At 70.8% G+C, this 23,241-nt stretch carries 21 protein-coding genes; 11 read left to right on the forward strand and 10 right to left on the reverse strand.

Annotated elements, in window-relative coordinates:
* Positions 1–210: 210 nt before the first annotated feature.
* Entirely contained in the window at positions 211–1,572 is a 1,362-nt protein-coding gene (locus AB0I04_RS42340; protein WP_360898146.1) for a HAMP domain-containing sensor histidine kinase, read from the reverse strand.
* Positions 1,569–2,237: a response regulator transcription factor gene (locus AB0I04_RS42345; protein WP_360898148.1), complete on the reverse strand. Its 669-nt coding sequence runs from the start codon at positions 2,235–2,237 to the stop codon at positions 1,569–1,571. The genes AB0I04_RS42340 and AB0I04_RS42345 overlap by 4 nt, the downstream gene beginning before the upstream one ends.
* Positions 2,238–2,362: 125 nt before the next feature.
* Between AB0I04_RS42345 and AB0I04_RS42350 the strand changes: the two genes are divergently transcribed.
* From AB0I04_RS42350 to AB0I04_RS42375, 6 genes are all read left to right on the forward strand, one after another.
* On the forward strand, positions 2,363–2,863 hold the full coding sequence (locus AB0I04_RS42350; RefSeq protein ID WP_360898150.1) for a DUF2231 domain-containing protein: 501 nt from the start codon (positions 2,363–2,365) through the stop codon (positions 2,861–2,863).
* Positions 2,864–2,955: 92 nt separating this feature from the next.
* Positions 2,956–3,321, forward strand: a complete 366-nt coding sequence (locus tag AB0I04_RS42355) for a hypothetical protein (protein WP_360898152.1) — start codon at positions 2,956–2,958, stop codon at positions 3,319–3,321.
* A complete protein-coding gene (locus tag AB0I04_RS42360) occupies positions 3,321–4,292 on the forward strand; it encodes an FAD:protein FMN transferase (protein WP_360898154.1) in 972 nt (323 codons plus the stop codon). The genes AB0I04_RS42355 and AB0I04_RS42360 overlap by 1 nt, the downstream gene beginning before the upstream one ends.
* Entirely contained in the window at positions 4,289–5,044 is a 756-nt protein-coding gene (locus AB0I04_RS42365; protein WP_360898156.1) for a ferric reductase-like transmembrane domain-containing protein, read from the forward strand. Before AB0I04_RS42360 ends, AB0I04_RS42365 begins: the two co-directional genes overlap by 4 nt.
* Positions 5,041–6,357 (forward strand): NADH-ubiquinone oxidoreductase-F iron-sulfur binding region domain-containing protein, encoded by a 1,317-nt coding sequence (locus AB0I04_RS42370; protein ID WP_360898158.1) that lies wholly within the window; start codon positions 5,041–5,043, stop codon positions 6,355–6,357. The genes AB0I04_RS42365 and AB0I04_RS42370 overlap by 4 nt, the downstream gene beginning before the upstream one ends.
* A gap of 2 nt (positions 6,358–6,359) precedes the next feature.
* Complete coding sequence (locus AB0I04_RS42375; RefSeq protein ID WP_360898160.1) at positions 6,360–6,563, forward strand: ferredoxin; 204 nt, start codon at positions 6,360–6,362, stop codon at positions 6,561–6,563.
* Here AB0I04_RS42375 and AB0I04_RS42380 read toward each other — a convergent pair.
* From AB0I04_RS42380 to AB0I04_RS42395, 4 genes are all read right to left on the reverse strand, one after another.
* On the reverse strand, positions 6,537–7,367 hold the full coding sequence (locus AB0I04_RS42380) for a tryptophan 2,3-dioxygenase family protein (protein WP_360898162.1): 831 nt from the start codon (positions 7,365–7,367) through the stop codon (positions 6,537–6,539). The two genes, AB0I04_RS42375 and AB0I04_RS42380, sit on opposite strands and share 27 nt — an antisense overlap.
* A gap of 277 nt (positions 7,368–7,644) precedes the next feature.
* On the reverse strand, positions 7,645–8,577 hold the full coding sequence (locus AB0I04_RS42385; RefSeq protein WP_360898164.1) for a class I SAM-dependent methyltransferase: 933 nt from the start codon (positions 8,575–8,577) through the stop codon (positions 7,645–7,647).
* A gap of 139 nt (positions 8,578–8,716) precedes the next feature.
* Positions 8,717–9,232, reverse strand: coding sequence for a hypothetical protein (locus tag AB0I04_RS42390; protein WP_360898166.1), 516 nt, complete (start codon positions 9,230–9,232; stop codon positions 8,717–8,719).
* Between the two features lie 60 nt (positions 9,233–9,292).
* Positions 9,293–10,858 carry an FAD-dependent monooxygenase gene (locus AB0I04_RS42395; RefSeq protein WP_360898168.1) on the reverse strand — a complete coding sequence of 522 codons (1,566 nt, stop codon included), beginning with the start codon at positions 10,856–10,858 and terminating at the stop codon, positions 9,293–9,295.
* 94 nt (positions 10,859–10,952) lie between these two features.
* On the opposite strand from AB0I04_RS42395, the gene AB0I04_RS42400 reads away from it, so the two are divergent.
* Positions 10,953–11,684, forward strand: coding sequence for a TetR/AcrR family transcriptional regulator (locus tag AB0I04_RS42400; protein ID WP_360898171.1), 732 nt, complete (start codon positions 10,953–10,955; stop codon positions 11,682–11,684).
* 132 nt (positions 11,685–11,816) lie between these two features.
* Here AB0I04_RS42400 and AB0I04_RS42405 read toward each other — a convergent pair whose 3' ends face one another.
* Positions 11,817–12,227, reverse strand: a complete 411-nt coding sequence (locus tag AB0I04_RS42405; protein ID WP_360898173.1) for a cupin domain-containing protein — start codon at positions 12,225–12,227, stop codon at positions 11,817–11,819.
* An 87-nt stretch (positions 12,228–12,314) separates the two neighbouring features.
* Positions 12,315–13,097, reverse strand: coding sequence for a hypothetical protein (locus AB0I04_RS42410; RefSeq protein ID WP_360898175.1), 783 nt, complete (start codon positions 13,095–13,097; stop codon positions 12,315–12,317).
* Between the two features lie 1,111 nt (positions 13,098–14,208).
* Here AB0I04_RS42410 and AB0I04_RS42415 point away from each other — a divergent pair.
* The 3 genes from AB0I04_RS42415 to AB0I04_RS42425 all read left to right on the forward strand — a co-directional run bounded on the left by AB0I04_RS42415 (position 14,209) and on the right by AB0I04_RS42425 (position 18,964).
* Positions 14,209–14,799, forward strand: coding sequence for a TetR/AcrR family transcriptional regulator (locus tag AB0I04_RS42415; RefSeq protein WP_360898177.1), 591 nt, complete (start codon positions 14,209–14,211; stop codon positions 14,797–14,799).
* Between the two features lie 90 nt (positions 14,800–14,889).
* On the forward strand, positions 14,890–18,012 hold the full coding sequence (locus AB0I04_RS42420) for an MMPL family transporter (protein ID WP_360898179.1): 3,123 nt from the start codon (positions 14,890–14,892) through the stop codon (positions 18,010–18,012).
* Between the two features lie 112 nt (positions 18,013–18,124).
* Positions 18,125–18,964 carry a YceI family protein gene (locus AB0I04_RS42425; RefSeq protein WP_360898181.1) on the forward strand — a complete coding sequence of 280 codons (840 nt, stop codon included), beginning with the start codon at positions 18,125–18,127 and terminating at the stop codon, positions 18,962–18,964.
* A 138-nt stretch (positions 18,965–19,102) separates the two neighbouring features.
* On the opposite strand, the gene AB0I04_RS42430 is transcribed toward AB0I04_RS42425, so the two are convergent.
* A complete protein-coding gene (locus AB0I04_RS42430; protein ID WP_360898183.1) occupies positions 19,103–21,427 on the reverse strand; it encodes an MFS transporter in 2,325 nt (774 codons plus the stop codon).
* Positions 21,428–21,729: 302 nt separating this feature from the next.
* Here AB0I04_RS42430 and AB0I04_RS42435 point away from each other — a divergent pair, with 302 nt between their 5' ends.
* Positions 21,730–22,341 (forward strand): hypothetical protein, encoded by a 612-nt coding sequence (locus AB0I04_RS42435; protein WP_360898185.1) that lies wholly within the window; start codon positions 21,730–21,732, stop codon positions 22,339–22,341.
* Between the two features lie 125 nt (positions 22,342–22,466).
* Here the strand turns inward: AB0I04_RS42435 and AB0I04_RS42440 are convergent, their stop codons facing one another.
* Positions 22,467–23,228: an isocitrate lyase/phosphoenolpyruvate mutase family protein gene (locus tag AB0I04_RS42440; protein ID WP_360898187.1), complete on the reverse strand. Its 762-nt coding sequence runs from the start codon at positions 23,226–23,228 to the stop codon at positions 22,467–22,469.
* Positions 23,229–23,241: the final 13 nt, after the last annotated feature.

A 23,241-nucleotide genomic window follows, 5' to 3' on the forward strand; every position in this document is an offset into this window, starting at 1 on the left:
CTACCCGCCAACGCCGCAGACGACGCCGGGAAGGACACGACCGTCCTCAGCCGATGAGCCGGTGTTCCGGCGCCCCTCGGGCGCCGGAACACCCCCGATCGGATACCGCCGAACCGTCCTCCGCCACGGTGCCTTTCGAACCAGGTGTCGAGGGGTATGTGGTCCTGTCGGGTGAGGGACGACGGTGCCTTCTGGCCGCAGCCGCCTGGGTCATCTCGTCGCCGGAAGGTCCAGAGTGACGGTGAGCCCTCCGCCGAGGGTTTCGGACAGCGTCACGTCTCCGCCGTCGGCGGTGATCAGCCGGTGCACGATGGGCAGGCCCAGGCCGGTGCCGCCCGCACGGCTGGTGCGGAATCTACGGAACGCCTCGGCCATCGCCTCGGGTGACATGCCGGGGCCGTCGTCGGCGACGGTGACGCGGACCCGATGACCGGTACGGCCTGCGCCGATCCGCACGTGACCGCCACTGGGCGTCGCGGTCAGCGCGTTGTCCACCAGATTGTCGATCGCCTGTTCGAGGCGGCCGGGGCCCAGCATCGCGGTCAGGGGTTCGCCGGGCTCCAGCGACAGTTCGACGCCTCGTTCGGCCGCGACCGGTTTCCAGGCGTCCACACGCTCCTGTAGCAGGTCGGCGACCGCGATCGCCTGCGGGGACGCCGTGGTGTTCTCCGCCCGAGCAACCGCGAGGAGCCCGTCGACCATGCGGGCCAGGCGGCCCAGCTCCTCCAGCGCGGCCTCGAACTCGGTCGCATCCGCCTCGCGCCCGGTGGACTCGGCCTCCTCGGCGAACAGCTCGATGCGCAACCGCAGCGCCGCCAGCGGCGTACGGAGCTGGTGGGAGACGTCCGCGAGCACGGCGCGGCTGTCATAGATCAGGCTTTCCAGACGGGCGGCCATCACGTTGAACCGCTCGGCGAGGCCGCGCACCTCCTGCGGGTGACGCGGTGGATCGGCGCGCGCCGCCAGTTCGCCGGCACCGAGGGCCTCGGCGGCCGCGCCCAGCCGACGCAGTGGGCGGCCGACCCACCTGGCGAGGTATACGGCGAGGACGACGGCGGTGACCACCGCCATGAACGCGATGACGCCGAGCCGCATCCACAGCAGGTCGACCCGCTCCAGCAGCGGCGTAAGCGGCCGGGCCAGCAGCACGGCGCCCTTCACCCGCTCGCGCTCGTCCTGAACCCCGACCGGCACGATCACCAGTAGGCGATCGCCGAGATCGGAGACGCGGGTCTGCCCGTGCAGGCCGATGGCGGCTCGGACGGGCGTGTACAGGCCGCTGTCGCCTCCGACGATGACCCGACTCTTCCGGTCGACGACGGTGACCACGGCCTGGTCGCCGCCCTCGATCTCCTGGCGCACCGTAGCCAGCCTGCGAGGCAGGCTGGTCGCGCTGTCCGGGTCCTCGAGACCCTCCTCGGCCGTGCTCGCGAGCGCACGGGCGAGCTCGAGCGTGCTCGTCCGGTAGTCACGTCGATGCTGGTCGTCCATTGCGAACCCCAGCGGCAGCAGCGCGCCGATGATCAGGCCGCCGGTCAGGACGAGGAACGCCGCGAGGATCCGGCTGGTCACCCGAGGTCCCCGAGCCGGAAACCCCGGGCGTAGACGGTCTGGATGGCCGACGGGTCACCCAGCTTTCGGCGCAGCGCCGCGATGTGGACGTCCAGGACGCGGGTGGGGCCGTACCAGTGGGTGTTCCACACGCGTTCGAGGATCTCCTGGCGGCTCACCACCCTTCCCGGGTCGGTGGCGAGGCACTCGAGAATGTCGAACTCGGTGGGGGTGAGGGAGACCTCGATGTCCCCGGACGTCACCCGCCGGGCCCTGGTGTCGATGATCAGCGAGCCGTGCCGTAGCAGATGCGTCTCGGTCAACCTGGTGCGACGCAGCACCGCCCGGATCCGCGCCATCAGCTCGGCGAACCCGAACGGCTTGACGATGTAGTCGTCGGCGCCGGCGTCCAGTGCGGCGACGCGGTCGGGCTCTTCCCCGCGCGCGGTGATCACCAGGATGGCGCTGTCGGACCGCTGCCGGAGCGTGCTGCACAGCTCGGTGCCGTCGGCGTCGGGCAGGCCCAGGTCGAGGAGGACCACGTCGTGGGTCTCGGCGGCCAAGGCGTCCGCGGCCGTACTCACGGCGCACGCGTCGTATCCCGCGCGGGTCAGGCCACGCTGGAGGGAAGCGGAGATCCCCGGGTCGTCCTCGACTATCAGGATCCGTACCGGTACGTCGGGCACGCTCTCACGGTACGGCCGTGGGCCCGATCTGAACGAGTTCTGAACATTTCCCTTAATCCCTGTTCAGCTCTGACCCGGAACAGTGGAGCGAACCGACCCGTAGTCAACCTCCCAGAAAGATCCTCATGCCCTCCACCATCATGGGACTCCCCGCTCACCCGCTCATAATCCACGCGGTGGTGGTGCTCATCCCGCTGGCCGCCCTCAGTGCGATCGTGGTCGCCATCTGGCCCGCCGCCCGCGAGCGGTACGCCTCGCTGGCGCTCGGGGTGGCGACGGTGGCCCTTGTCGCGATCCCACTCGCCACGCACACCGGCGAGCTGCTGGAAGCCCACGTCAAGCGGACACCGCTCGTCGAACGGCACACCGAGATGGCCGACGGCCTGCTGCCCTTCGCCGCTCTGCTCTGGCTGGGCCTGGCCGTACTGGTCTTCGTGCGCTGGTACGGGGCCAAGCGGAACGTGCAGTGGGGCCGGTACCTGACGGTCGCCGCCGCGATCGTCGCGGTCGTCGGTGCGGTGGCCAGCGGCGTCCAGGTGGCGCGCATCGGCCACAGTGGCGCTGCGGCCGCCTGGCACGGCGTCGACACCTCATCCTCCGGGCAGGCCGCCCGCGGGCACCGCTAGAGGATGAACGACTTCTTCACGTTTTAGGCCCAGCTTTCCGACATTCCGCCGACGACACTCGAACCTGAGCGCATGTCGAGGGGGAACGAACGATGCAACATCCCGAACGTTCACGCCGGCGTCGGCGCGATGCCGGCCTGAACCAGGTGACGGCCTGGACCCGTCGGGCGGTCGGCGTCGGCGTCGTCCTGTCCGGCCTGCTGGCCGCCGGTCTCGCGCACCTGCTGCCCGGGCAGGCCGCCGACCGGCCGCACGTCGGCCCGGCGGCTCCGACGTCCTCGGAGGAGCCCGCCACGCCGCCGACCACGAGCTTGTCGCCGTCCGACTCGACCGGCTCCTCCACCTCCGCGCGGCCGCACCGGACCCACCACCACCTCACTCCGCCCACGACCGCGCCGGCCGCTCCGCCGAGCACCCCGGCCCGGCATCCGACGCACGCGACCTCAGGCGGCTCGTGATGACGGGCGCGCTCAGCTTCCCGGTCTGGGGAACGACGGCGCGGCTCCTCGTCACCGACCCGAAGCGACTCGACGCGGCGCGCGCCGCCCTCGACGCCGAGCTCACGGCGATGGGGACGGCGTGCGACCGGTTCCGCGCCGAATCGGAGCTGTCCCGGCTCAACGCCGCTGGCGGCCGACCGGTCCAGGTGTCCGCCTTGTTCGCGCGGACACTGAAGCGGGCGCTGGAGGTGGCCGAGGCGACCGATGGCATGGTCGACCCCACCGTCGGGGCCGCGCTGGTGGCCGCCGGGTATGACCGGGACATCGCGGAGGTGCGCGATGGCGGTCCGGCGCCGCGCCTGGTACGGCGACGGGTCGCCGGCTGGCGCACGGTACGGCTCGACGGACAGGTCGTGCGGCTGCCCCGCAGCGTGCGGCTGGACCTGGGCGCGACGGCGAAGGCGCTGGCCGCCGACCGGGCCGCCGCGCGGGCGTTCGCGGACACCGGCTGCGGGGTGCTCATCGGGCTGGGGGGCGACATCGCGGTCAGCGGGCCGCCACCTGACGGCGGCTGGCGCATTCGCGTGACCGACGACCACCGCGACGACGGCTCGGACGCTTCCGACCAGGAGGTCGTGATCACCACGGGTGGCCTGGCCACCTCATCGGTGACCGTACGGTGCTGGCGGCGCGGAGACCAGCGGCTGCACCACATCATCGACCCGGCGACCGGCATTCCCGCCGCCTCCTGCTGGCGTACGGCCAGCGTCGCGGCTGCCACCTGCGTCGATGCCAACGCCGCCGCGACCGCGGCCCTGGTCAAGGGCTGGAATGCGATCCCATGGCTGGCCGATCTGCGGCTACCGGCCCGCCTGGTCCGTCTCGACGGGCGTGCGTTCGCCCTCGCCGGCTGGCCTGAGGAGACCGCCGCGGCGGTCGCGGCCGGCCCGTCCACGGACGAGTGGCCGTCGGGAGGGCGGTCGGGATGAGCCTCCTGTGGTACGCCACGCGCGCGACCGGAGAGGTCACGCTGCTGTTCCTCACCATCGTGCTGACGCTCGGCGTGCTGTCGGCTCTTCGCGTCGGCGGGCGGCGAGCTCCCCGTTTCGTTCTCGCCGGACTGCACCGCAATCTCACCTTGGCCGGCCTGGGCTTCCTCGCCGTGCACATCGCGACCACGGTCGCCGACTCCTACGCGCCGATCACCCTGACCGACGTCGTCGTGCCGTTCGGCTCGGCGTACCGGCCGATCTGGCTGGGCCTGGGCGCCGTCGCGTTCGACATGATCGTCGTCCTCACGGCGACCAGCCTGCTGCGGGCCAGGATCGGCTACCGGCGCTGGAAGGCGCTGCACTGGGCTGCGTACGCCTGCTGGATGGCGGCCCTCGTGCACGCGCTCGGTACCGGCTCAGACGTCCGGTCCTCGCTGTTCCTCCTGCTCGCCGGGGTCTGCGCCGCCATCGCACTGGCCGCCGTTGCCTGGCGGCTGGTGGCCGCCGGTCCGGGCAACGCGGGCCTACGGGCCGGGACCGGGTTGCTGACGCTCCTGGCGGTCTTGGTCGTCGGCGCCTGGACCGTGTCCGGTCCGCTGGCGGGCGGCTGGGCCCGGCGCTCCGGCACGCCCGCCTCGCTGCTCGGGAAGGCAGGCACCACGGGGACGACCGACGGTACGCCGACCCCACGTTCGACGCGGGCCACGCCATCGACCGATGACGGCGACGAGAGAGGAGACGGGGGGTGACCGCCGGAACGGCGACACCGCACGCCGTGCGCCTGCTCGCCGGATATCACGCGCTGGGCCGACCGGCAGGGCTGGACGACCACCTGGCACAGTACGGCGCGCCGCCTCTGGCCACAACGGGCGCCGCGTTGATCCAGGCCGTCGAGGAGTCCGGGCTGACCGGCCGGGGCGGCGGCGGGTTCCCGACCGGCCGCAAGCTTCGCTCGGTGGCCGCCGGACGACGGTCCGCAGTGGTGGTCGTCAACGCCGCCGAAGGCGAGCCGGCCAGCGGCAAGGACCGCGCGCTGCTGACGGTCGCGCCACACCTTGTGCTGGACGGCGCCGCGCTCGCCGCCGGTGCGGTCGGCGCACGCGAGATCGTGGTGTGCGTGCACGCCGAGCGGGACTCCGGTGAGATCCCGCAAGCCGACGCACGACGAGGCGGTACCGCCGCCCTCGCGGGCGCGGTCCGGCGCGCGGTCGCCGAGCGGGAACGGGCCCGGCTCGCGTCGGTGCCGATACGGGTGACCGCCGTACCGCCCCGCTACGTCGCCAGTGAGGAGACCTCCCTGGTCCGCTGGATCGATGCCGGCGACGCCCGGCCGTTCGTTACGCCGCCCCGCCCCGCCGAGCGTGGCGTCGGAGGCCGGCCGACGCTTGTCAGCAACGCCGAGACATTCGCGCAGATCGCGCTGATCGCGCGGTACGGTCCCGCCTGGTTCCGCTCCTGCGGCAGCCAGGAGGCGCCGGGCACGGCCCTTTTCACGGTGTCAGGCGCGGTCGCACGCCCCGGCGTGGTCGAGGCCCCGCTCGGCACGCCGGTCGGCGAGATCCTGCGCCTGGCGGGCGGCCCGTCCGAGCCGCTGCAGGCCGTTCTGGCCGGCGGGTACGGCGGTACCTGGCTGCCACCGGAACTGCAGGACATCCCGACGACACCGTCGGCGTTCAAGGCCGCCGGCCTCGCGCTTGGACCGGGCATCCTGATCGCGCTGCCCCAGCGGGCGTGCGGGGTGGCGGAGTCGGCACGGGTCCTGGCATGGCTCGCCGCTGAGACTGCCGGGCAGTGCGGACCGTGCGTCCACGGCCTGCCGGCGATCGCCGCGGACTTCGCCGAGATCGCGGCATGCCAGGTCAGCACGGAACTGTATCGCCGGCTCGACCGGCGGCTGTCGGTCATCGCGGGCCGTGGCGCCTGCCGTCACCCGGACGGCGCCGTACGGTTCGCGGTCAGCGCCCTGCGCGTCTTCGGACCGCACCTGCGGGTCCACGCGCGTGCGGAGGGCTGCCTGCTCGCCCGGTGGCCGTCGGTTCTGCCGATCCCCGAGGAGGCCTGAACATGACATGGCGGCTGAGGGTCGACCCGATCGCCTGCACGGCGCACGGCCTGTGCGCCGAGCTCCTTCCGGAGACGATCGACCTGGACGAGTGGGGCTACCCGATCACCGGGACCTTGCCCGATCGGCTGCTGCCGCTGGCACGCCGCGCCGTGGCCGACTGTCCCACCCTGGCGTTGCTACTCGAACGCGACCGCGCGCGCTGACCGCAGCTCGGGGAAGAATCGGTGTTCGGTGGCCGGGCCCGGCCACACGGCGCCCGGCGTACCGCCGGTTTCCGGCGTGTGGCTCAGGAGGCGTTCCACGGTCTGCAGATGGGTGGTGCGCCAGTGGGAGTACCGGTGGTCCAGCTCGGTCGGTGCCTCGGCCAGTGAGTACATCTCCCCGCTCGCCTCGCGGTAGATCTCGGCCCACGCCTGCTCGACCGCGGGATGCGGCTGGTACGGCCGGGCGAAGTCACGTTCGACGCACTCCATGGGAATGTTCGCGCCCTTGCGCCGCAGCAGGGCCAGGACCGCGTCGTAGAGGCTCGGCGCCCCCAGCGTCGCCTCGATCACGGTGTGGAGCCGGGGCACCGCCGCGAACGCCGTGGCCATCTCCGGTGATTTGCCGCCGAGCGCGAACTCCAGCCGGCGGTGCCAGAAGGTGCGGTACATCAGGGATTGCGACCCCGACGCGATACCCACCAGTTCGTCCCGGAGCACCGCAAACTCCGCAGGCGTGATCGCGCTCACCTGTTCCCAGGAGGCGATGAGCATCCGCTGAACGTGTCCGACACGGCGCAGGCGCCACAGCGCAAGCTGCACCAAGTCGTCCAGCAGCAGGTCCCGCGCCGCGTTGATGTCGGTGAACAGCAGCTTGAACAACAGCTCCTGCACCTTCCCGGTGACATAGAACGACAGCTCCGCCGACTGATCGGTACGCGGGTACTGCAGGCCTAGCAGGACCTCGCATTCGATCAGGTCGATCGCGGATTCGGTCCGGTGGTCGCCGTGGGTTTCAGTTGTCACCAGGGTTTCCCGTCAGAGTCATTCGGCCGTGCGACAGGGCTGGACTCGAAAACCCGTAGCCGAGTACGGCGCGGATTTCTGCATCCCGCAGTTCGGTCACGGCGGTGTCTCCGCGCAGCGGCATGCAGTGCCCAGCCATGACGGTTACCACCTATGCGTCACTTGTGGCGCCAAGGGGTAAAGCCGTTCCAGGACAGCACGACTGCGGCCGGCGATCATCAACCAAAATGGTTGTGGCAACGCAAGGTTCGGCCAGACCTTCTGCCTCTCCGAATGATCAGTGCCGGGTCGGCCTCATCGTGTCGGAGGCGCCCACGATCCGTCGACCGGGCTTGCTTGCGAACACCCACCGGTTGGCGGCCAGTGCGTCGGGCCGCTCGGGCTCGGGGTGTGGGCCGCGCCCGTGTTGGCGGGTGAATTCGAACGCGGTGTGGACCGACGTGGACCAGCCCTGGGCCGCCAGGTCCCCGGCGGAGTCGGGCCTCGGCTCCCCGCCGAACAGGACGAGAAGGTCGACACCGATCCGTCGCCTGGCCGCCGAGTAGATCGGGCTTTCGCGGACGGCCGCCGACTCCGTGCCGATCTTGACCTCGTAGGCCAGAGCGCTCCCCGCCGCGCTCAGTCCGTCCACCGCCTCGATGAGGGCGCGTTCGGCGGCATGGGGAAGGTAGAGCAGCAGCCCCTCGGCGAGCCAGGCGGTCGGTGCGGCCGGGTCGAAGCCCGCGTCGGTCAGCTCCCTGGCCCATTCGAGGCGCAGATCGCCCCCGATCGTGATGCGCTCGGCCTTCGGCACGGCACGCAGCCCGTCGAGCACGCGGTTCTTGAACACGAGGACGTCCTCGTGGTCGATTTCAAAGATCGTGCAGCCGGGCGGCCAGTCGAGCCGGTACGCCCGCGTGTCCAGGCCCGCCCCGAGGAGGACCACCTGCCGAGTGCCCGCGCGCACCTGCCGCAGGAGGAAGTCGTCGAGGACCCTTGTCCGCAGGCCGAAGTAGCGCGCGAACCGGCCCCAGAACGGATCGGCGTCGCCGTCCGGAACCTGCTGGAGGCGCACCGGCCAGGCCGCGGACGCCCGTGCCGCGCGTACGAAGTGCTCGGCATAGACGTCCCGCGCCAGGGCGTCGCGGCGGTGGGTCTCGATCGCCCGCGCCGCGGCGACCATGAGGGCGGTCCGTCCGACGCCTTCTTCCACGCCGGTATCGCCGGCCATGGGCTCTCCTCTCCGGGCCCCACCGCACGGTCGGTCCTCGAACCGTGCGGCGGCGGTCAGGTAAGACGGGAACATTCGTCGCATCGATGTCGATGCCGGTGCGGGCACCGGCTTCGACATCGACTGCCGGGGACGCGTGTCAGACCAGGGTGTCGCTGACGGCGTGGCTGCCCCTGGCGAGGAAGAAGTCCTCGATGGCGGTCAGCCACTCGATCCTGGAGACCTGGCCGGTGCCTTGCGGGTCGAGCGCCCGGGAGAGAGCCTCGATGTTCGCCACGGGGAAGCCCACAGCCCCCAGCCCCCGTACGAGGTCGGCGTGCTGGACGAAGCCGTCGTCATCTCGATCGCAGATCGAGGTCAACGCCTCCGCGTAGGGCCGGACGTTCTCCTCGTACCCGTCAGGTTCGTGGAACCGGGCGTATTCCTCGGAGCTCAGCTTCCCGTCGTTGTTCCGGTCGAGGGTGTCGACCAGGCCCTTCCAGTAGCGCCGGCAGCTCGCGTGGAGCGCTTGAGCCTTGGGTGCGCTCTCCGCCACGTCCAGCGCCTCGCTGATCCTGCGCCCGAGCCCGTCGAAGTCCTCCGCCTCCAGGTAGCCGTTGGAGTTCGTGTCGAGGGCGTCGAACGCGGCCTTGATTCGATCCAGACGTGCATCCATCGGGGGAACCTCCAGTGAGGAGTGCGATGCAGACAGTAGTACTATAACTACATATCGTGATCAATCAAGCGCCATTCGCATTGGCGCATCCATGGGGGTCCCCGAGACTCGTGCCGTCCCCGACCAGCGCGTCAGGGCGGTTTCCAGGCCGGCGGGGTCACTGGCGCCGTCGGCCGACGCCCACGCCACGAAGCCGTCGGGACGCACCAGCAAGCCGCTCACCCCGGTGCCGTCCGCGCTACCCCGGACCAGCTCCAGACGCCCGGCGTACGGCTTGGCCAGGGCCGCCAGTTGGTCGTCCCCGGCGAGATCGACGAGCAAGGCCCGGCCCTCATGGGTGTGGTCGGCGAGCCGTGTGCCGTCGTCCAGCCGGAGGTCGGGCACCGTCGCGCCGACCAGCGGATGGCCGTCCCCCAGGTCGTAGCGCTGCCACAGACCGGAGATCCGCTTCACGTAGTAGGTCGCCCCGTCCGGTGTGCCGAGGAAGTCGGTGACCACACTCCTGAGGGCACGGCTGTAGGCGTCGCCGCGCATCACGGCCGCCTGCGCGCGTGTCCAATCGAGCACCCAGGCGCCGATCGGGTGCCGTTCGCCGGTGTACGTGTCGAGCAGGCCCTCGGGTGCCCACCCTTGCACGGTGGCGGCGAGCTTCCAGCCCAGATTGACGGCATCGCCGAGCCCCAGGTTCAGGCCCTGACCGCTGAAGGGCGAGTGCACGTGGGCGGCGTCCCCGCAGAGGAGCACGCGACCGCGCCGATAGGTCGTCGCCTGCCGCGCGTTGTCGGTGAAGCGCGTACCGCTGACGACCTCGGTGACGCGGACGTCGACGCCACTGACGCGCCGCAGACTGGCCTCCATCTCGGCCGCGGTGACCGGTGTCTCCCGGTCCGCCGGGGGGCCGTCCAACTCGACCGTGCGCACGCGACCCGGCATCGGCCCGTAGACGTACACGCCGGTGGGGGTGTGCTGCCAGCCTCGCCCCAGGTGCTCCGCCCCCTCCACGGTGGCCACCGCCTGGCGGACCGTGATCTCGGGGTCCGTGCCGGGGAACTCGAAACCGGCTTGGCGGCGGACCAGACTTCGGCCTCCGTCGCAGCCGACGAGCCACGCCACGCGCACGTCCTCCCCGCCGTGTAAGTGAACGGTGACGCCGGCCTCATCCGCGTCGAATCCACGCACCTCGACGCCGCGCCGGACGTCGACGCCGAGCTCCGCCGCGCGCTCACCGAGGATCCGCTCCACCTCGGCCTGCGGGACTTGCACGTACCAAGCCGGACCACGGCCGCGCAGGCCGGGATCCTCCTCGTCGACGGGGTCTGCCGGGACCTGAATCCCACCGAAGTGCCCGGCGAACGGTGGCCGCCTCCACTCCTCCTGAAACGGCAGCGACCCCTCCACCGCCTTCAACGCGGGGAGCAGGCCGCGCCGTTCGAAGGCCTCGGCGGAGGCGGTGTTGATCCCTCCCGCCTTGAGCGCGGTGTCGAGCTCGGTCCGCCGTTCGACAACGAGCACCCGGACCCCTGCCAGCCGCAGTTCGGTCGCGAGCATCAGGCCGACCGGCCCGGCGCCTGCCACGAGAACGTCGTAGTCCATGCGGCTGGTGTCGGTGGTCGGCGCGGTCTTCATGGGGGAAGCAGAAGTTGACACGAACACTGTTCTATTTAGGAACAGTGTTCGTGTCAACCAGAACTACGCTCGTCCCTCGTCTAGACTGTGCCGCATGGCATCGCCTCCTCAGCGACGGCGCGCAGCGCGGCACCGGCAACCCCTGGCCGACGGCACCAACGCGACCCGTCGCGGACCGTCGGCAGGGCGCAAGAAGCCCATCACCGTCGACGCCATCGTCGAGACCGCGCTCGGGATCGTCGAGCGCGAGGGATATGACGCCCTGACGATGCGACGAGTGGCCGGCGCCCTCGAAACAGGCCCTGCGTCGCTCTACGCCCACGTCGTCAACAAGGAGGACCTGGACGACCTCCTCATTGGACGGCTCTGCGCCGAAATCGAGCTCCCCGAACCGAACCCGCGCACCTGGCGTGAGCAGATCATCAGCGTCTGCGCCCAGATCCGTGATCAGTACCTGCGCTACCCCGGCATCTCCCTGGCGGCGCTCGCCGCGGTCCCGACGAACCTGGAAACCCTGCGCGTGAGCGAGGGCATGCTCGGCATCGTGCTGGCAGGGGGCGTCGACCCGCAGACGGCCGCTTGGGCGATCGACGCCCTGATCCTCTACGTCAACGCCTTCTGCCTCGAGACCTCCCTGCTCGACAGGCATGCCGACCAGGAAGAGTGGGCCGTCAGCCGCGACGAATTGCTGCGCCGATTCGCCGCGCTGCCCGGCACCTTCCCCCACACCAAGCGCCACGCGGCCGAGCTGACGTCCGGCACCGCCGTGGATCGATTCGAGTTCACCCTCAACCTGATCACGGCCGGTCTCGGTAATCGCACCTAGTGCATCGGAACGGTGGGTGGCGGTAACTCGACACTGAGCGCCGCGCTAACGCCAACCACCGTTCGGTTGCTCGTGATGGGCCGGCTCGTGCTCCTGCCCGCCGCTGCTAGCCGCCCTGGCGGCGGCCGGTCATCACGACTGGGTGACCCGTAGGTGTCGTCGTTCGGCCAGCTCCTCCGCACTGACCACGGTCAGAACCGGGGTACCCGGCGGCGCGAACATGGTCACCACCATCTGCGACTGCGCGTTCGGAAGGTTGTTGGCGCCCTGGAGGTGGATCACGTCGCCCCCGGGCTCGAACAGGGCGTCACCGGCCCTGAGCACCCGGGGCGGCTGCCCCTCCAGCTCGAAGAAGATCTCGCCCTGGGTCACGTAGCCGAAGATCGGCCCGGGGTGCCGGTGCGGGGGCGCGCCGGGGTCACCGGGCGGCAGGGTGATCCGGACGGTCCTGGCTTCGGCGCCGGCCGGGATCCGGGCCGCCGCCTCCGGCAGGGTCGAGATCACCTCGACGCCCGGGGGCAAGTGTGAGAGCTCAGCGCTCATGTATTCCTCCAAACATGGACTGTCCACAGGAAGACCAGACGACCTCCCCGTTTGTGACAGCCACCTGGACTGAGCGCAGGGGGTCGATCAGAGGCGGTTCCACGCGTAGGTGGGCAGGGCGTGGGTGCTTGCGATCGGTTTCCACAAGGCGATCACCTGGCGCTTGGCGGGCCCCGCCTTGTCGTTGGCGGCGATGGCGTTCTTGTACGCCGCCGTCAGCGGTGCGACCTTGGCGCCGCAACTTCGGGTCCGCACCCCCTGCGCCCACGCCAGGTACGCCCGATCGGCCTTAAGGGAACTCTGGTACGCGCTGATCATCGACTGGCGGAGCCGCGGTCCGCCGGGCAGCCGGTCGACTTTGAGTCCTCTCGACTGGGAGAGTTCCTGCTGCCGATCCCGGACGACCTGCTGGAAACCGGCGACGCCCGCGGACACGTCATCGCACGTCCGCAGGCGGGCCGGCAGATGCCCACGGGCCACCTGACCGGACTTGAGGACCTGGTCGATGGCGGCGGCCTGCTGTGCGCCGCCCCCGGCACCCGGCTTCTGCTGCTGCGGGGTGGGCGCCTTGTCCCCTGATCCCTGTGTCAGGGCAAAGGCCAGGCCTCCGACGAGCACGACAGCGACCGCGATCCCTCCCCCAAGCAGCAGCATTCGGTTCCGTCCCATGCCGCTGCCCGGCGAGGACGCCGCAGTCTCCCCGGCGACCGGCGGAACGGCCTGGTCCCAGCCGCCCGGATACCCGGGCGGCGGCATCGCACCAGGCCCCGGGACGCCGAAGCCCTGGCCGGCAGCGTCGGGCGCGTACGGCATCGCACCGGGCCCCGGAGAGCCGAAACCCTGGCCGGCACCGTCGGGCGCGTACGGCATCGGGCTCGTCCCCGGAGGGCCGAAAGCCGGGCCAGCGACGTCCTGCGCGGGCGGTATCGGACCGGGCCCTGGAGGGCCGGGGTTCCAACCGCCTGGGCGATATTCGGGTGGCACGGGGCCGGCCGCCGGAAGGTCCAGGCGTTGCGTGGCGTTACCGGGATCAGGCTCGCCAGTGCCGCCGACTGCGGGGCCCTCGGGCCGTACACTCTCAGGAGGCTCCGCCCCCGCGTCCCAGACCTGGGCCGGCAATGGCTCGGTTCGCGGGTTCGTCGACGGGTCACCGGTGAAAGGCGGTTGTGAGCCGGAGCGCTCCTCCGCCGATGGGAGCGCTGCGCCGCACCGTGTGCAGGCGGACAGGCCTGAGGGCACATCGATCTCGCATGCCGGGCACTTCATGCATGATCCTTACTCGTTGACCGTTTCTCACGAGGAGGAACATTGTGCCGTTCAATCGCGGTTGGTGATCGCCCGGGGCTGAAGGGCCGACGTTCCCCACACGTCATCGGCCCGTCAACGGCGAGAATGGCGACATAGGAATCAGGCACCGGCATAAGGCGGGTCGCCCGCGCCCGGCGCGAGCGCGGGCGCCCGTGCCGAGGGGTCAGGGCTTGGCGGGGTCCCACAGGTCGAAGGCGTTGGGCTGGCCCGCATTGAAGCGGCGGTCATCGTCGTCGTAGAAGGTCTGGAACTCGGTGGGCAGGTACAGGTTGAAGATCTTGGCGGGGGTGCCGCCGGCGCCGGAGGCGTTCAGGATGGGACCCAGCGGCGGCTGAGCACCTCGGCATGGAACCAGGGCGGCTGCGACAGCTGGTATCTGGACACCGACCGCCGCAACACCAACAACTGGCCCGGGTTCATGACCGGCTATCGGCTACGCACCCGCCGACTCGCCCCGTCCGACTACAACCTCCGGCCCTGACACCGAACGCGGGAGGTCAGCGCCGGCCAGGACGGAGCCGTAGCCCAAAGCTCATGAACAGACATCACTGTCTTGCGGTTCCCTAACCCGGCGTGACCCAGGACACGTACGAAACCGTTTCGTTTCTCTGACTCTCGGGGTATCTTCATGGACATACGAAACGGTGCCCTGCGGAGCTGAAAGGTGAGTGGCATGACTGAGGTCGCAACGCCGCGTCGCAGTCGGATCACGCCCGAGCGCGAGGCCGAGCTTTACGAGGCCGTGCTCGATCTGCTCCGCGAAGTCGGCTATGACTCGCTCACCATGGACACCGTGGCCGCCCGCACCCGGTCCAGCAAGGCGACGCTCTACCGCCAGTGGGGCGGCAAGGCCGAGCTGGTCGCCAAGGCGATACGCCACGGCAAACCCGGCAGCGCCGCCGACGTCGACACCGGGTCGCTACGGGGCGACCTTCACGCTCTCATAGCCCACGAGGACGACCCCGCCATGGAACAGGCCTCCTCGCTGATGCGCGGTCTGGCCATGGCGATACACCACAACGCGGACCTCAGGAAGGCGTTCCGGGAGCAGCTCATCGAACCGGAGATGGCCGAGTTCCGAAGAGTGTTTCAGCGCGCCGTCGACCGCGGCGAGGTCCGCGCGGACAACCCCGCGCTGGAATACATGGTGCACATGATGATCGGCGCGTTCGCCGCCCGTAACTTGATCGACGACGAGCCGCCGACGCAGGCATTCCTCCATTCGTACCTCGACGCTGTGGTCCTCCCGGCTCTCGGCGCCTGACCCTTCCCTCTCACAAGTCCTCTACCTGACACGGCCGCTCACGTCGTCGGGCGGTCCGTCATGCCCTGAACCAACCGGGGGTACATCTCCGTGGCCACTTTCCTTTATAGACTCGGCCGATTCGCCTTCCGGCGACGGCACTTCGTCGCACTCGTCTGGGTGTTGCTGCTGACCGTCGTAGGCGTCGCGGCGGCCAACGCCCCCGCGGCGGGCGGATCGTCCTTCTCGATCCCCGGCACCGAGGCCCAGAAGGCCTTCGACCTGCTGAACGAGCGCTTCCCCGGCATGAGCGCGGACGGAGCGACGGCGCGCGTCGTCTTCAAGGCCCCTGCGGGCGAGAAGATCACGAACGCCGCGAACAAGGCGGCCGTCGAGCAGACCGTCAAGGAACTCGGTGCGGGCGCCGAGGTCGGCGCCGTCACCGACCCGTTCACCTCCCGCGCGGTGAGCCAGGACAGGACGATCGCGTACGCGCAGGTGAAGTACACGGTCCCGTCCATGACGATGAAGGACTCGACCAAGGACTTCCTGAAGAAGACGGTGGAGGAGCCCCGGCGCGCCGGGCTGACCGTCGAGGTCGGCGGGGACGCGCTCCAGGCGACGCCCGAGACAGGTGCGGGAGAGATCGTCGGCGTCGCCATCGCGGCGGTCGTGCTCATCATCACCCTGGGCTCGCTGATCGCGGCCGGGCTGCCACTGCTGACCGCGCTCATCGGCGTGGGCATCGGCGTCGCGGGCATCACGGCCCTGGCCAAGGCGCTCGACCTGGGCTCCACCACGTCCACGCTGGCCATGATGATCGGCCTCGCCGTCGGCATCGACTACGCCCTGTTCATCGTCTCCCGTTACCGCGCCGAACTGGCCGAGGGCCGCGAGCGCGAGGAGGCGGTCGGACGGGCCGCCGGCACCGCCGGCTCGGCGGTGGTCTTCGCCGGACTGACGGTCGTGATCGCGCTCGTCGGCCTCGCGGTCGTCAACATCCCGATGCTGACCAAGATGGGCATCGCGGCGGCGGGCACGGTCGCGATCGCGGTGCTGATCGCGCTGACGATGATCCCGGCGCTGCTCGGATACGCGGGCCGCAGGATCCAGCCCGCGGGCAAGAAGAGCAGGCTGCTGGGCGGCAAGAAGTCCAAGCACTCCGCAGGCGCCGAGTCCAAGCCCAACATGGGCACCCGCTGGGCGACCTTCGTCGTCCGCCGCCCGGCCGCCGTCCTGCTGCTGTGCATGGTCGGCCTGGGCGTGGCGGCCGCCCCGGTGAGCGGGCTGAAACTCGGGCTGGGCGACGATGGCACACAGCCGACGTCCACGACCCAGCGGCGAGCGTACGACCTGCTCTCGGAGGGCTTCGGACCCGGCTTCAACGGCCCGCTGATGATCGTCGTCGACGCGAAGGCCAGTGGCGACCCGAAGGCGGCCGCCGCCACGGTGACCGACGAGATCAAGGGACTCAAGGACGTCGCGACGGTCACGCCGGCGGTGTTCAACAAGGCCGGCGACACGGCGACGATCACCGTCATACCGGCCTCGAAGCCGTCCTCGACGCAGACCGAGGACCTGGTGCACGCCATCCGTGACAAGGCCGACGGGGTGAAGGCCGACACGGACGCGCGCATGCTGGTCACCGGCACGACGGCGATGAACATCGACTTCTCGCAGAAGCTGTCCGACGCGCTGATCCCGTACCTGAGCCTGGTGGTCGGCCTCGCCTTCCTGCTCCTGATGGTGGTCTTCCGCTCGATCCTGGTCCCGCTGAAGGCGGCGCTGGGCTTCCTGTTGTCGGTGCTGGCGGCGCTGGGTGCCGTGGTCGCGGTCTTCCAGTGGGGCTGGCTGGCCGATCTGCTCGGCGTCCAGCAGACCGGGCCGATCATGTCGATGATGCCGATCTTCATGATCGGGGTGGTCTTCGGCCTGGCCATGGACTACGAGGTGTTCCTCGTCACCCGGATGCGCGAGGCGTACGTCCACGGTGAGCAGCCCAAGCAGGCCGTGGTGACCGGCTTCAAGCACGGCGCCCGGGTGGTCACGGCCGCCGCGATCATCATGATCGCCGTCTTCTCCGGCTTCATCACCTCCAGCGAGTCCATGATCAAGATGATGGGCTTCGGCCTGGCGATCGCGGTGTTCTTCGACGCGTTCATCGTCCGGATGGCCATCGTGCCGGCGGTCCTGGCCCTGCTGGGCAAGGCGGCCTGGTGGCTCCCGAAGTGGCTGAACCGCATCCTGCCCAACGTGGACGTGGAGGGCGAGGGCCTGCGTGCGCGGTCCGAGGACAGGAGCGAGGTCTCGGAGATCCGGCTCGCCGAGCCGCAGCCCGTACGGGAGCCGGTGCTGGTCGGCGTCGGCGCCCCGCAGGCCCAGGCCGGCGCCCCGCAGGCTCAGGTACAGCCGTTCGCCGCGTACGCATCAGCGAGCGGCGGGGACGCCGTGCCGGCTGCGGGCGGGCCGTCCATCGGCGGTCAGGTGCGCGGTTCGGAGGGCGCGGGCGTCGGCGGAGCCACGCTGACGCTCGTCTCCCTCACCGGGCACCAGCTCGGCCGGGCCGTCGCCCGGACCGACGGCCGGTACAGCCTCGACGCGCCGGGCTCCGGCTCGTACATCCTGATCACGGTCGCCGACGGCCACCAGCCGCAGGCGTCCACCGTGGTGATCTCCGACAGCGCGGAGCCCGTGCCCTACGACGTGCTGCTCGCCGGGACCAGTGGGCTGGCCGGCACCGTGACCGACGCGAGCAGGCACCTGCCGGTCGAGGGCGCGATGGTCGCGGTGACCGATGTGCTCGGCGAGGTGGTCGCGAGGGCCGAGTCCGACCGCAGGGGCACCTTCCTGATCACCGACCTGCCCGCGGGTGACGTCACCGTCGCCGTCAACGCGGCCGGCCACCGGCCCACCGCGCTGCCGGTCGTGATCTCCGGCGCGGGCATGACCCGGCTGGAGGTCGTCCTTCGGTCCGGTGTTCAGCTGCAGGGCATCGTACGGGCCGGAGCAGAACAGAATCCGCTGCCGGACGCCCGGGTCACCCTGGTCGACGCGGCGGGCAACGTGATCGCCACCGCCACCACCGGGTCGGACGGCGCGTACACCTTCACCGACCTGGACGCGGGCGACTACCTGCTGATCGCCGGCGGCTACCCGCCGATCGCCACCGCGCTCACCGTCGACGGCAAGGGGACGGACGGCTTCGACCTGGAGCTGAGCCATCCCGAACGGTGACACACGGCCGCCGGTCCGCACGGCCGCGAGGGCGTGCGGACCGGCGGCAGGGGTCCCGGCCGGAGGAGGGGCGCCCCGGCCGGGCCCGAACCAACTTCGAGGGGAAACAACAATGAGCACCACCGGAACGGGCGGCGGCCTGCGGGCCCGGGTCCGTACCAAGGACGGCTGGGCCGTCCCGCACGCCGCGCTGACCGTCACCGACATGACGGGGCAGCAGGTGCTGCGCGAGACGGCGTCCGAGGAAGGCGTCGTCAGGACCGGCCCTCTGGCGCCCGGCACGTACACCGTGATCGTCACCGCCATCGGGTACGGCCCGGCCGCCTCCACCGCCATCGTTACCGCCTCAGGCGCCGATCTCGGCTCCCTCACCCTGGCCCGCGCCGGTGGCGTCGACCTCCCGCCGCCCGGCCCCTGGACGATCGACCCGGCCCACTCCACCGTACGCGCGGTCGCCCAGCACCTCGGGCTGACCAGCGTGCACGGCCGGTTCACGGAGTTCGGCGGCCGGATCGAGATCGCCGAGAACCCGCTGGCGTCCGGCGTCGAGGCGGTCATCGAAGCCTCCTCGATCGACACGGGCAACCGGATGCGCGACGGCCACTTGCGCTCGCCGGACTTCCTCGACGTCGACGTCCATCCCAAGATCACCTACCGCAGTACGGGCATCACCCCGGCGGCCGGCGAGGCCCGCTGGACGGTCCACGGCGAACTCACCCTGCACGGCGTGGTCCGCTCCGTCGACCTGGACCTGTCCTACCTCGGCACCGGCCCCGACCCGTGGGGCGGAATCCGGATCGCGTTCCGCGGCACCACCGAACTGCGGCGTGAGGACTTCGCCATGAACTACAACCAGATCGTCCAGGCTGGGATCGCCGCCGTCGGCACGACGCTGCGGGTGGAACTCGACATCCAGGCCGTCCAGGGCGACCAACTGCCGCCCGCCTCCTGATGGCACAGGGCCGGTCAGGCCCCTGCTCGGAATCGCCTGGGGCCCGGACGCTGCAGCGTCCGGGCCCCAGGCGATTCCGACGACGAAGGCCACCGCGGCTGGGAATCAGTGCGGTGGCCTTTACCCGAGGACCGGGGGCTACGCCTCCTCGTGGCCCAGCACGATGTCGACACCGTCCTGGCCGCCGCTCAGCGAGATCGGTGTGGCCACCGGCGGGTAGCCGCTGGCGATCACGGTGTACTGCTCGCTGGACAGGTCGGTGAAGGAGTAGCTCCCGTCGACTCCGGTGGTGCGCGTCCCGACGACGTTGCCCGCCGCGTCCAGCAGGGTGACGCGGGCGTCGTCGAGAGCACGGCCGTCCCGGGTGTGCACCGTCCCTCGCAGGCTCGCCGCGCCGAGAAGCTGGATGTCGCAGCGGGTCAGCTCGGCGGAGACGGTCGCCGGCTCGGCGGCCGGGCGGTGGCCCGGCGCGCTGACGGTGACCGTGTAGTCGCCCGGCAGCAGGTCATCGATCCGGTAGCCGCCGTCGATTCCGGTGACGGCGGAGGCCGCCACCTCACCGCGCTGGTCGGTGGCCACCACCACGGCGCCGGGTACGGCATCGCCGTCCCCGCCGCGAACCGTACCGGCCACGCCGCCTGTGTTGGCGAGCATCACGAGGTCGTACGAGATCGGTGCGCCGGTCACGGTCAGGGTGGCGACCTGTGGCTGGTGACCGGGCGCCGAGCCGATGAGGACGAGCGCGCCGCGTTCGAAGGTGTCCACCGCGTACGAGCCGTCCTCCCGCGAGGTGGCGCGGGCGAGTTGGTGGCCCGCCGAGTCGAGCAGGGTGATCGCGGTGCGCGGCACGGGCGCGCCCGCGCCGTCCCGTACCCGGCCGCGGATGACGCCCGCTCCGTCCGTGTCCGGGCGCGCGGGCACGGGGCCGGCCTGCGTGGGGGCCGCGGCGTGGGTCGTGGCCTGAGCCGGGGAGTCCTGCGCGACTTCCGCCCTGGCCCGGATCGCACTCTTCTTGCGGCGGAAGAGCAGCACCGTGACGAGCACGGCGAAGGCGAAGAAGCCGGCCGACCACCAGTAGGCGGTGGAGAAGCTGTGCAACGCAGCGTTCGCCTTGACCTGCGGGTCGGTCAGGTGGTGCTTCGCGTAGTGGGTGGCGGCGCTGGTGGCCAGGGTGTTGAGCAGCGCCGTGCTGACCGAGCCGCCCACCTGCTGTGTGGTGTTGACGGCCGCCGAGGCCACGCCCTGGTCACTCGCCTGCACGCCTAGGGTGGCGTAGCTCATGGCCGCGGGCATCGCCAGCCCGATACCCCCGCCCATCATCAGCAGCGGCGGAAGCACGTGCCTCACGTAGGTGCTGTCCAGGCCGAGACGGGTCAGCCAGACCATGCCGCCCGCGGCCAGCAGCAGGCCGACGGGCACGACCACCTTGGGTCCGATCTTCGGCACCAGCAAGTTGACCGACAGCTGCGCCATCACCATCAGCGCACCCACCATCGGCAGGAAGGCCAGGCCGTTCTTGACCGGTGAGTACCCCAGAGTCCCCTGCAGGTAATAGGTGAGGAAGAGGAACACGCCGAACATCCCGGCGGACGAGATGAGGACGGTCGACAGGGCGCCGGCGCGGTTGCGGTCGGCCAGCACGCGCAGCGGCAGCACGGGGTGCTTCGCCCAGCGCTGCCACAGGAAGAACGCCAGGAGGAACACGCCACCACCGGCGAGGAAGCCCCAGGTCATCCAGTTGCGCCAGCCGTGTGTGTCCGCGTTGGCGAAGCCGTAGACGATGCCGAACAGGCCGCCGGAGACCAGGACGACACCGAGGATGTCCAGCTTCGGCCGCTGGGCCGGGACGGAACGGCGGATGAAGGTGATCGCACCGATCAGCGCGAGAACCGCGATGATGTCGTTGACGTACAGCGTCCAGCGCCAGTTCAGGTACTCGGTGAGCAGGCCGCCGAGGACCAGGCCGACGGCGGCGCCGGAGCCGGCGATGGCGCCGTAGATGCCGAACGCCCTGGCGCGTTCCTTGGCGTCGGTGAACGTCGTGGTGAGCAGGGAGAGCGCCGCCGGAGCCAGCAGAGCGCCGAACAGGCCCTGCACCGCGCGCGCGACGACCAGCATGGTGAAGCCGTTGGCCGCGCCGCCGAGCGCCGAGGCGGCGGCGAAGCCGATGATGCCGATGATGAAGGTCGTCCTGCGGCCGAACAGGTCGGCGAGCCGCCCGCCGAGCAGCAGCAGACTCCCGAAAGCCAGCGAGTACGCGGTGACGATCCACTGCCGCCCGTTGTTGTCGAACACCAGGGCTTTCTGGGCGGACGGCAGCGCGATGTTCACGATCGTCGCGTCGAGCACCACCATCAACTGGGCCAGGCCTATCACGGCCAGCACCAACCAGCGGTGCTTCGCGTGTGGATGGGTCTGGCCGGACGGCCTGGCCAAGGCCGCGTCGACCTGGGTGGATGACATGGGCTCCCCCCGGATGGCTCAGTTATGCGCCAGTATCGATGTGATCCGAAACGGTTTCGTACCGTAACGCTAGGTCACCCGAACTGCGAAACACAATCGTTTCGATCGCCGTCGCGCCGTTTGTGGTGCAGCTCACGCGGCTGCGACGGCACCTGCGAACGCCGTAGCGGGCGAGGCGGGATACCGCGATCGCGGCAGGTGAAGTTACGGCGTCAGGACGAAGACGGACACGGCCGTGATGGCGAACGATGCACGAGTCCGTAGCGCTTTCCCGGGCGCCCCGCACCCCACGGAGGTAGACGATGTTCTACGCCGAAGTCCCCACCCGCCGTGCCCGCCAAGCGTTCACCGACCTGCTGGTCCTCGCCTGGGTCGGCACCTGGACCTGGCTGGCCGTCGAGCTGTACGGCCTGGTCGAAAGGCTCGCCACCGTCGGGGATGAGATCCAGAACCGGACCCAGGGCATCGCCGGGAATCTCGCCGCGACGGCCGAAAGACTCCACGATCTGCCTGTCGTCGGCGGCGAGGTCTCCGGGCCGCTGAACCGGGCCGCCACCGCGGCGCGATACCTCGCCTCGGCCGGGCAGACCGAACGCCACCTCGTCCACGACCTGGCCGTCCTGCTCGTCATCTTGGTACTGCTCGGCCCGGTGGCTCTCGCGACCTTGTCCTGGCTCCCCCGCCGGGCCCGGTGGGCTCGCGCCGCCGGTACCGCGGCACGACTCCGCCACCACCCCGCCGGGGTGGAGCTCCTCGCCCTGCGCGCACTCGCGAACCAGCCCCTACGCAGACTCGCCGGATTCGACGCCGATCAGCTGGCCGCCTGGCGTGGCGGACAGCCCGCCGCCGTCAACGCACTCGCCGGCCTCGAACTCCGCCGACTCGGGCTTCGCAGGGGTGCGATCAGTCGTTGAGGACGAAACCGGTAAGGGCGGCAGCAGCCGCCGACGCCGGGACCGCCGCCCCCTGCGTGGGCACCGGACCGGCACCGGGCTGCTCCTCCGGCACGGCCCGGAACCGGCCACGCGCGATGTGTACGTCAGACCTGCAGTTCCTGGACGGTGGTTCTCAGGCCGGCCATGGCTTCGCGGAAGAAGCGCGGTCCGTAGGACACTCGCGCCACGCCCAGTTCCCGGAGCGTGGCCAGGTCCAGATATTCACCTGTGTTGCCGTTGACCGGGCCGGGGATTTCGGCGACGAGGGTGGCGATGTCGTGCTTGTGGCGCACGCCGATCGGGTAAACGCAGTCGGCGCCGGCGTCCCGGTAGAGCCGGCCCCGTCGTACCGTTTCCGCGACCCGATCCGGCTCGGGTATCCCGCTGACCGGTAGGAAGGTGTCGACACGGGCGTTGATGACGATCGGGACTCCGGCATCGTCCGCGGCGGAGCGGACGCCCGCGAGCCATTGGGCGTGCGCACCGGCCTCGACCAGGCCGCCCGCCCGGTGATCGGTGTCCTCCAGGTTGCAGCCGACCGCGCCGATGTCCAGCAATCGGTCCACCAGTTCACGCGGCCGCATGCCGTACCCCGCCTCGGCATCCACCGTGACCGGGACTGACACCGCCCGGGCGACCCGCCCGGCCGCGGCGAACATCTCCTGCCACGGCGCACCCTCGCCGTCGGGATGACCGAGCATCGCCGCGATCGCAGCGCTGGAAGTGGCGACCGCGGGAAACCCCGCTTCGGCCACGATCGTCGCGCCGGCCGCGTCCCACACGTTGGGCAGCACGAGCATCTCTTCGCCGTGCAGCTCGCGGAGCCTTTCGGCGTGAGTCTTCAGATCCGCCACGTCAGCGGTCATCGATTTCCTCCGT

The organism is Actinoallomurus sp. NPDC050550, from assembly GCF_040655075.1.
GTDB lineage: Bacteria > Actinomycetota > Actinomycetes > Streptosporangiales > Streptosporangiaceae > Actinoallomurus.

What these genes read in the sequence shown, in the direction of transcription:
- AB0I04_RS42415 (WP_360898177.1), top strand. Translation starts at nt 14,209, where the DNA reads ATGACTGAGGTCGCAACGCCGCGTCGCAGTCGGATCACGCCCGAGCGC.
- AB0I04_RS42360 (WP_360898154.1), top strand. Translation starts at nt 3,321, where the DNA reads ATGACGGGCGCGCTCAGCTTCCCGGTCTGGGGAACGACGGCGCGGCTC.
- AB0I04_RS42350 (WP_360898150.1), top strand. Translation starts at nt 2,363, where the DNA reads ATGCCCTCCACCATCATGGGACTCCCCGCTCACCCGCTCATAATCCAC.
- AB0I04_RS42390 (WP_360898166.1), bottom strand. Translation starts at nt 9,232, where the DNA reads ATGGATGCACGTCTGGATCGAATCAAGGCCGCGTTCGACGCCCTCGAC.
- AB0I04_RS42395 (WP_360898168.1), bottom strand. Translation starts at nt 10,858, where the DNA reads ATGAAGACCGCGCCGACCACCGACACCAGCCGCATGGACTACGACGTT.
- AB0I04_RS42375 (WP_360898160.1), top strand. Translation starts at nt 6,360, where the DNA reads ATGACATGGCGGCTGAGGGTCGACCCGATCGCCTGCACGGCGCACGGC.
- AB0I04_RS42425 (WP_360898181.1), top strand. Translation starts at nt 18,125, where the DNA reads ATGAGCACCACCGGAACGGGCGGCGGCCTGCGGGCCCGGGTCCGTACC.
- AB0I04_RS42385 (WP_360898164.1), bottom strand. Translation starts at nt 8,577, where the DNA reads ATGGCCGGCGATACCGGCGTGGAAGAAGGCGTCGGACGGACCGCCCTC.
- AB0I04_RS42400 (WP_360898171.1), top strand. Translation starts at nt 10,953, where the DNA reads ATGGCATCGCCTCCTCAGCGACGGCGCGCAGCGCGGCACCGGCAACCC.
- AB0I04_RS42355 (WP_360898152.1), top strand. Translation starts at nt 2,956, where the DNA reads ATGCAACATCCCGAACGTTCACGCCGGCGTCGGCGCGATGCCGGCCTG.
- AB0I04_RS42410 (WP_360898175.1), bottom strand. Translation starts at nt 13,097, where the DNA reads ATGCCGTACGCGCCCGACGGTGCCGGCCAGGGTTTCGGCTCTCCGGGG.
- AB0I04_RS42405 (WP_360898173.1), bottom strand. Translation starts at nt 12,227, where the DNA reads ATGAGCGCTGAGCTCTCACACTTGCCCCCGGGCGTCGAGGTGATCTCG.
- AB0I04_RS42365 (WP_360898156.1), top strand. Translation starts at nt 4,289, where the DNA reads ATGAGCCTCCTGTGGTACGCCACGCGCGCGACCGGAGAGGTCACGCTG.
- AB0I04_RS42430 (WP_360898183.1), bottom strand. Translation starts at nt 21,427, where the DNA reads ATGTCATCCACCCAGGTCGACGCGGCCTTGGCCAGGCCGTCCGGCCAG.
- AB0I04_RS42435 (WP_360898185.1), top strand. Translation starts at nt 21,730, where the DNA reads ATGTTCTACGCCGAAGTCCCCACCCGCCGTGCCCGCCAAGCGTTCACC.
- AB0I04_RS42440 (WP_360898187.1), bottom strand. Translation starts at nt 23,228, where the DNA reads ATGACCGCTGACGTGGCGGATCTGAAGACTCACGCCGAAAGGCTCCGC.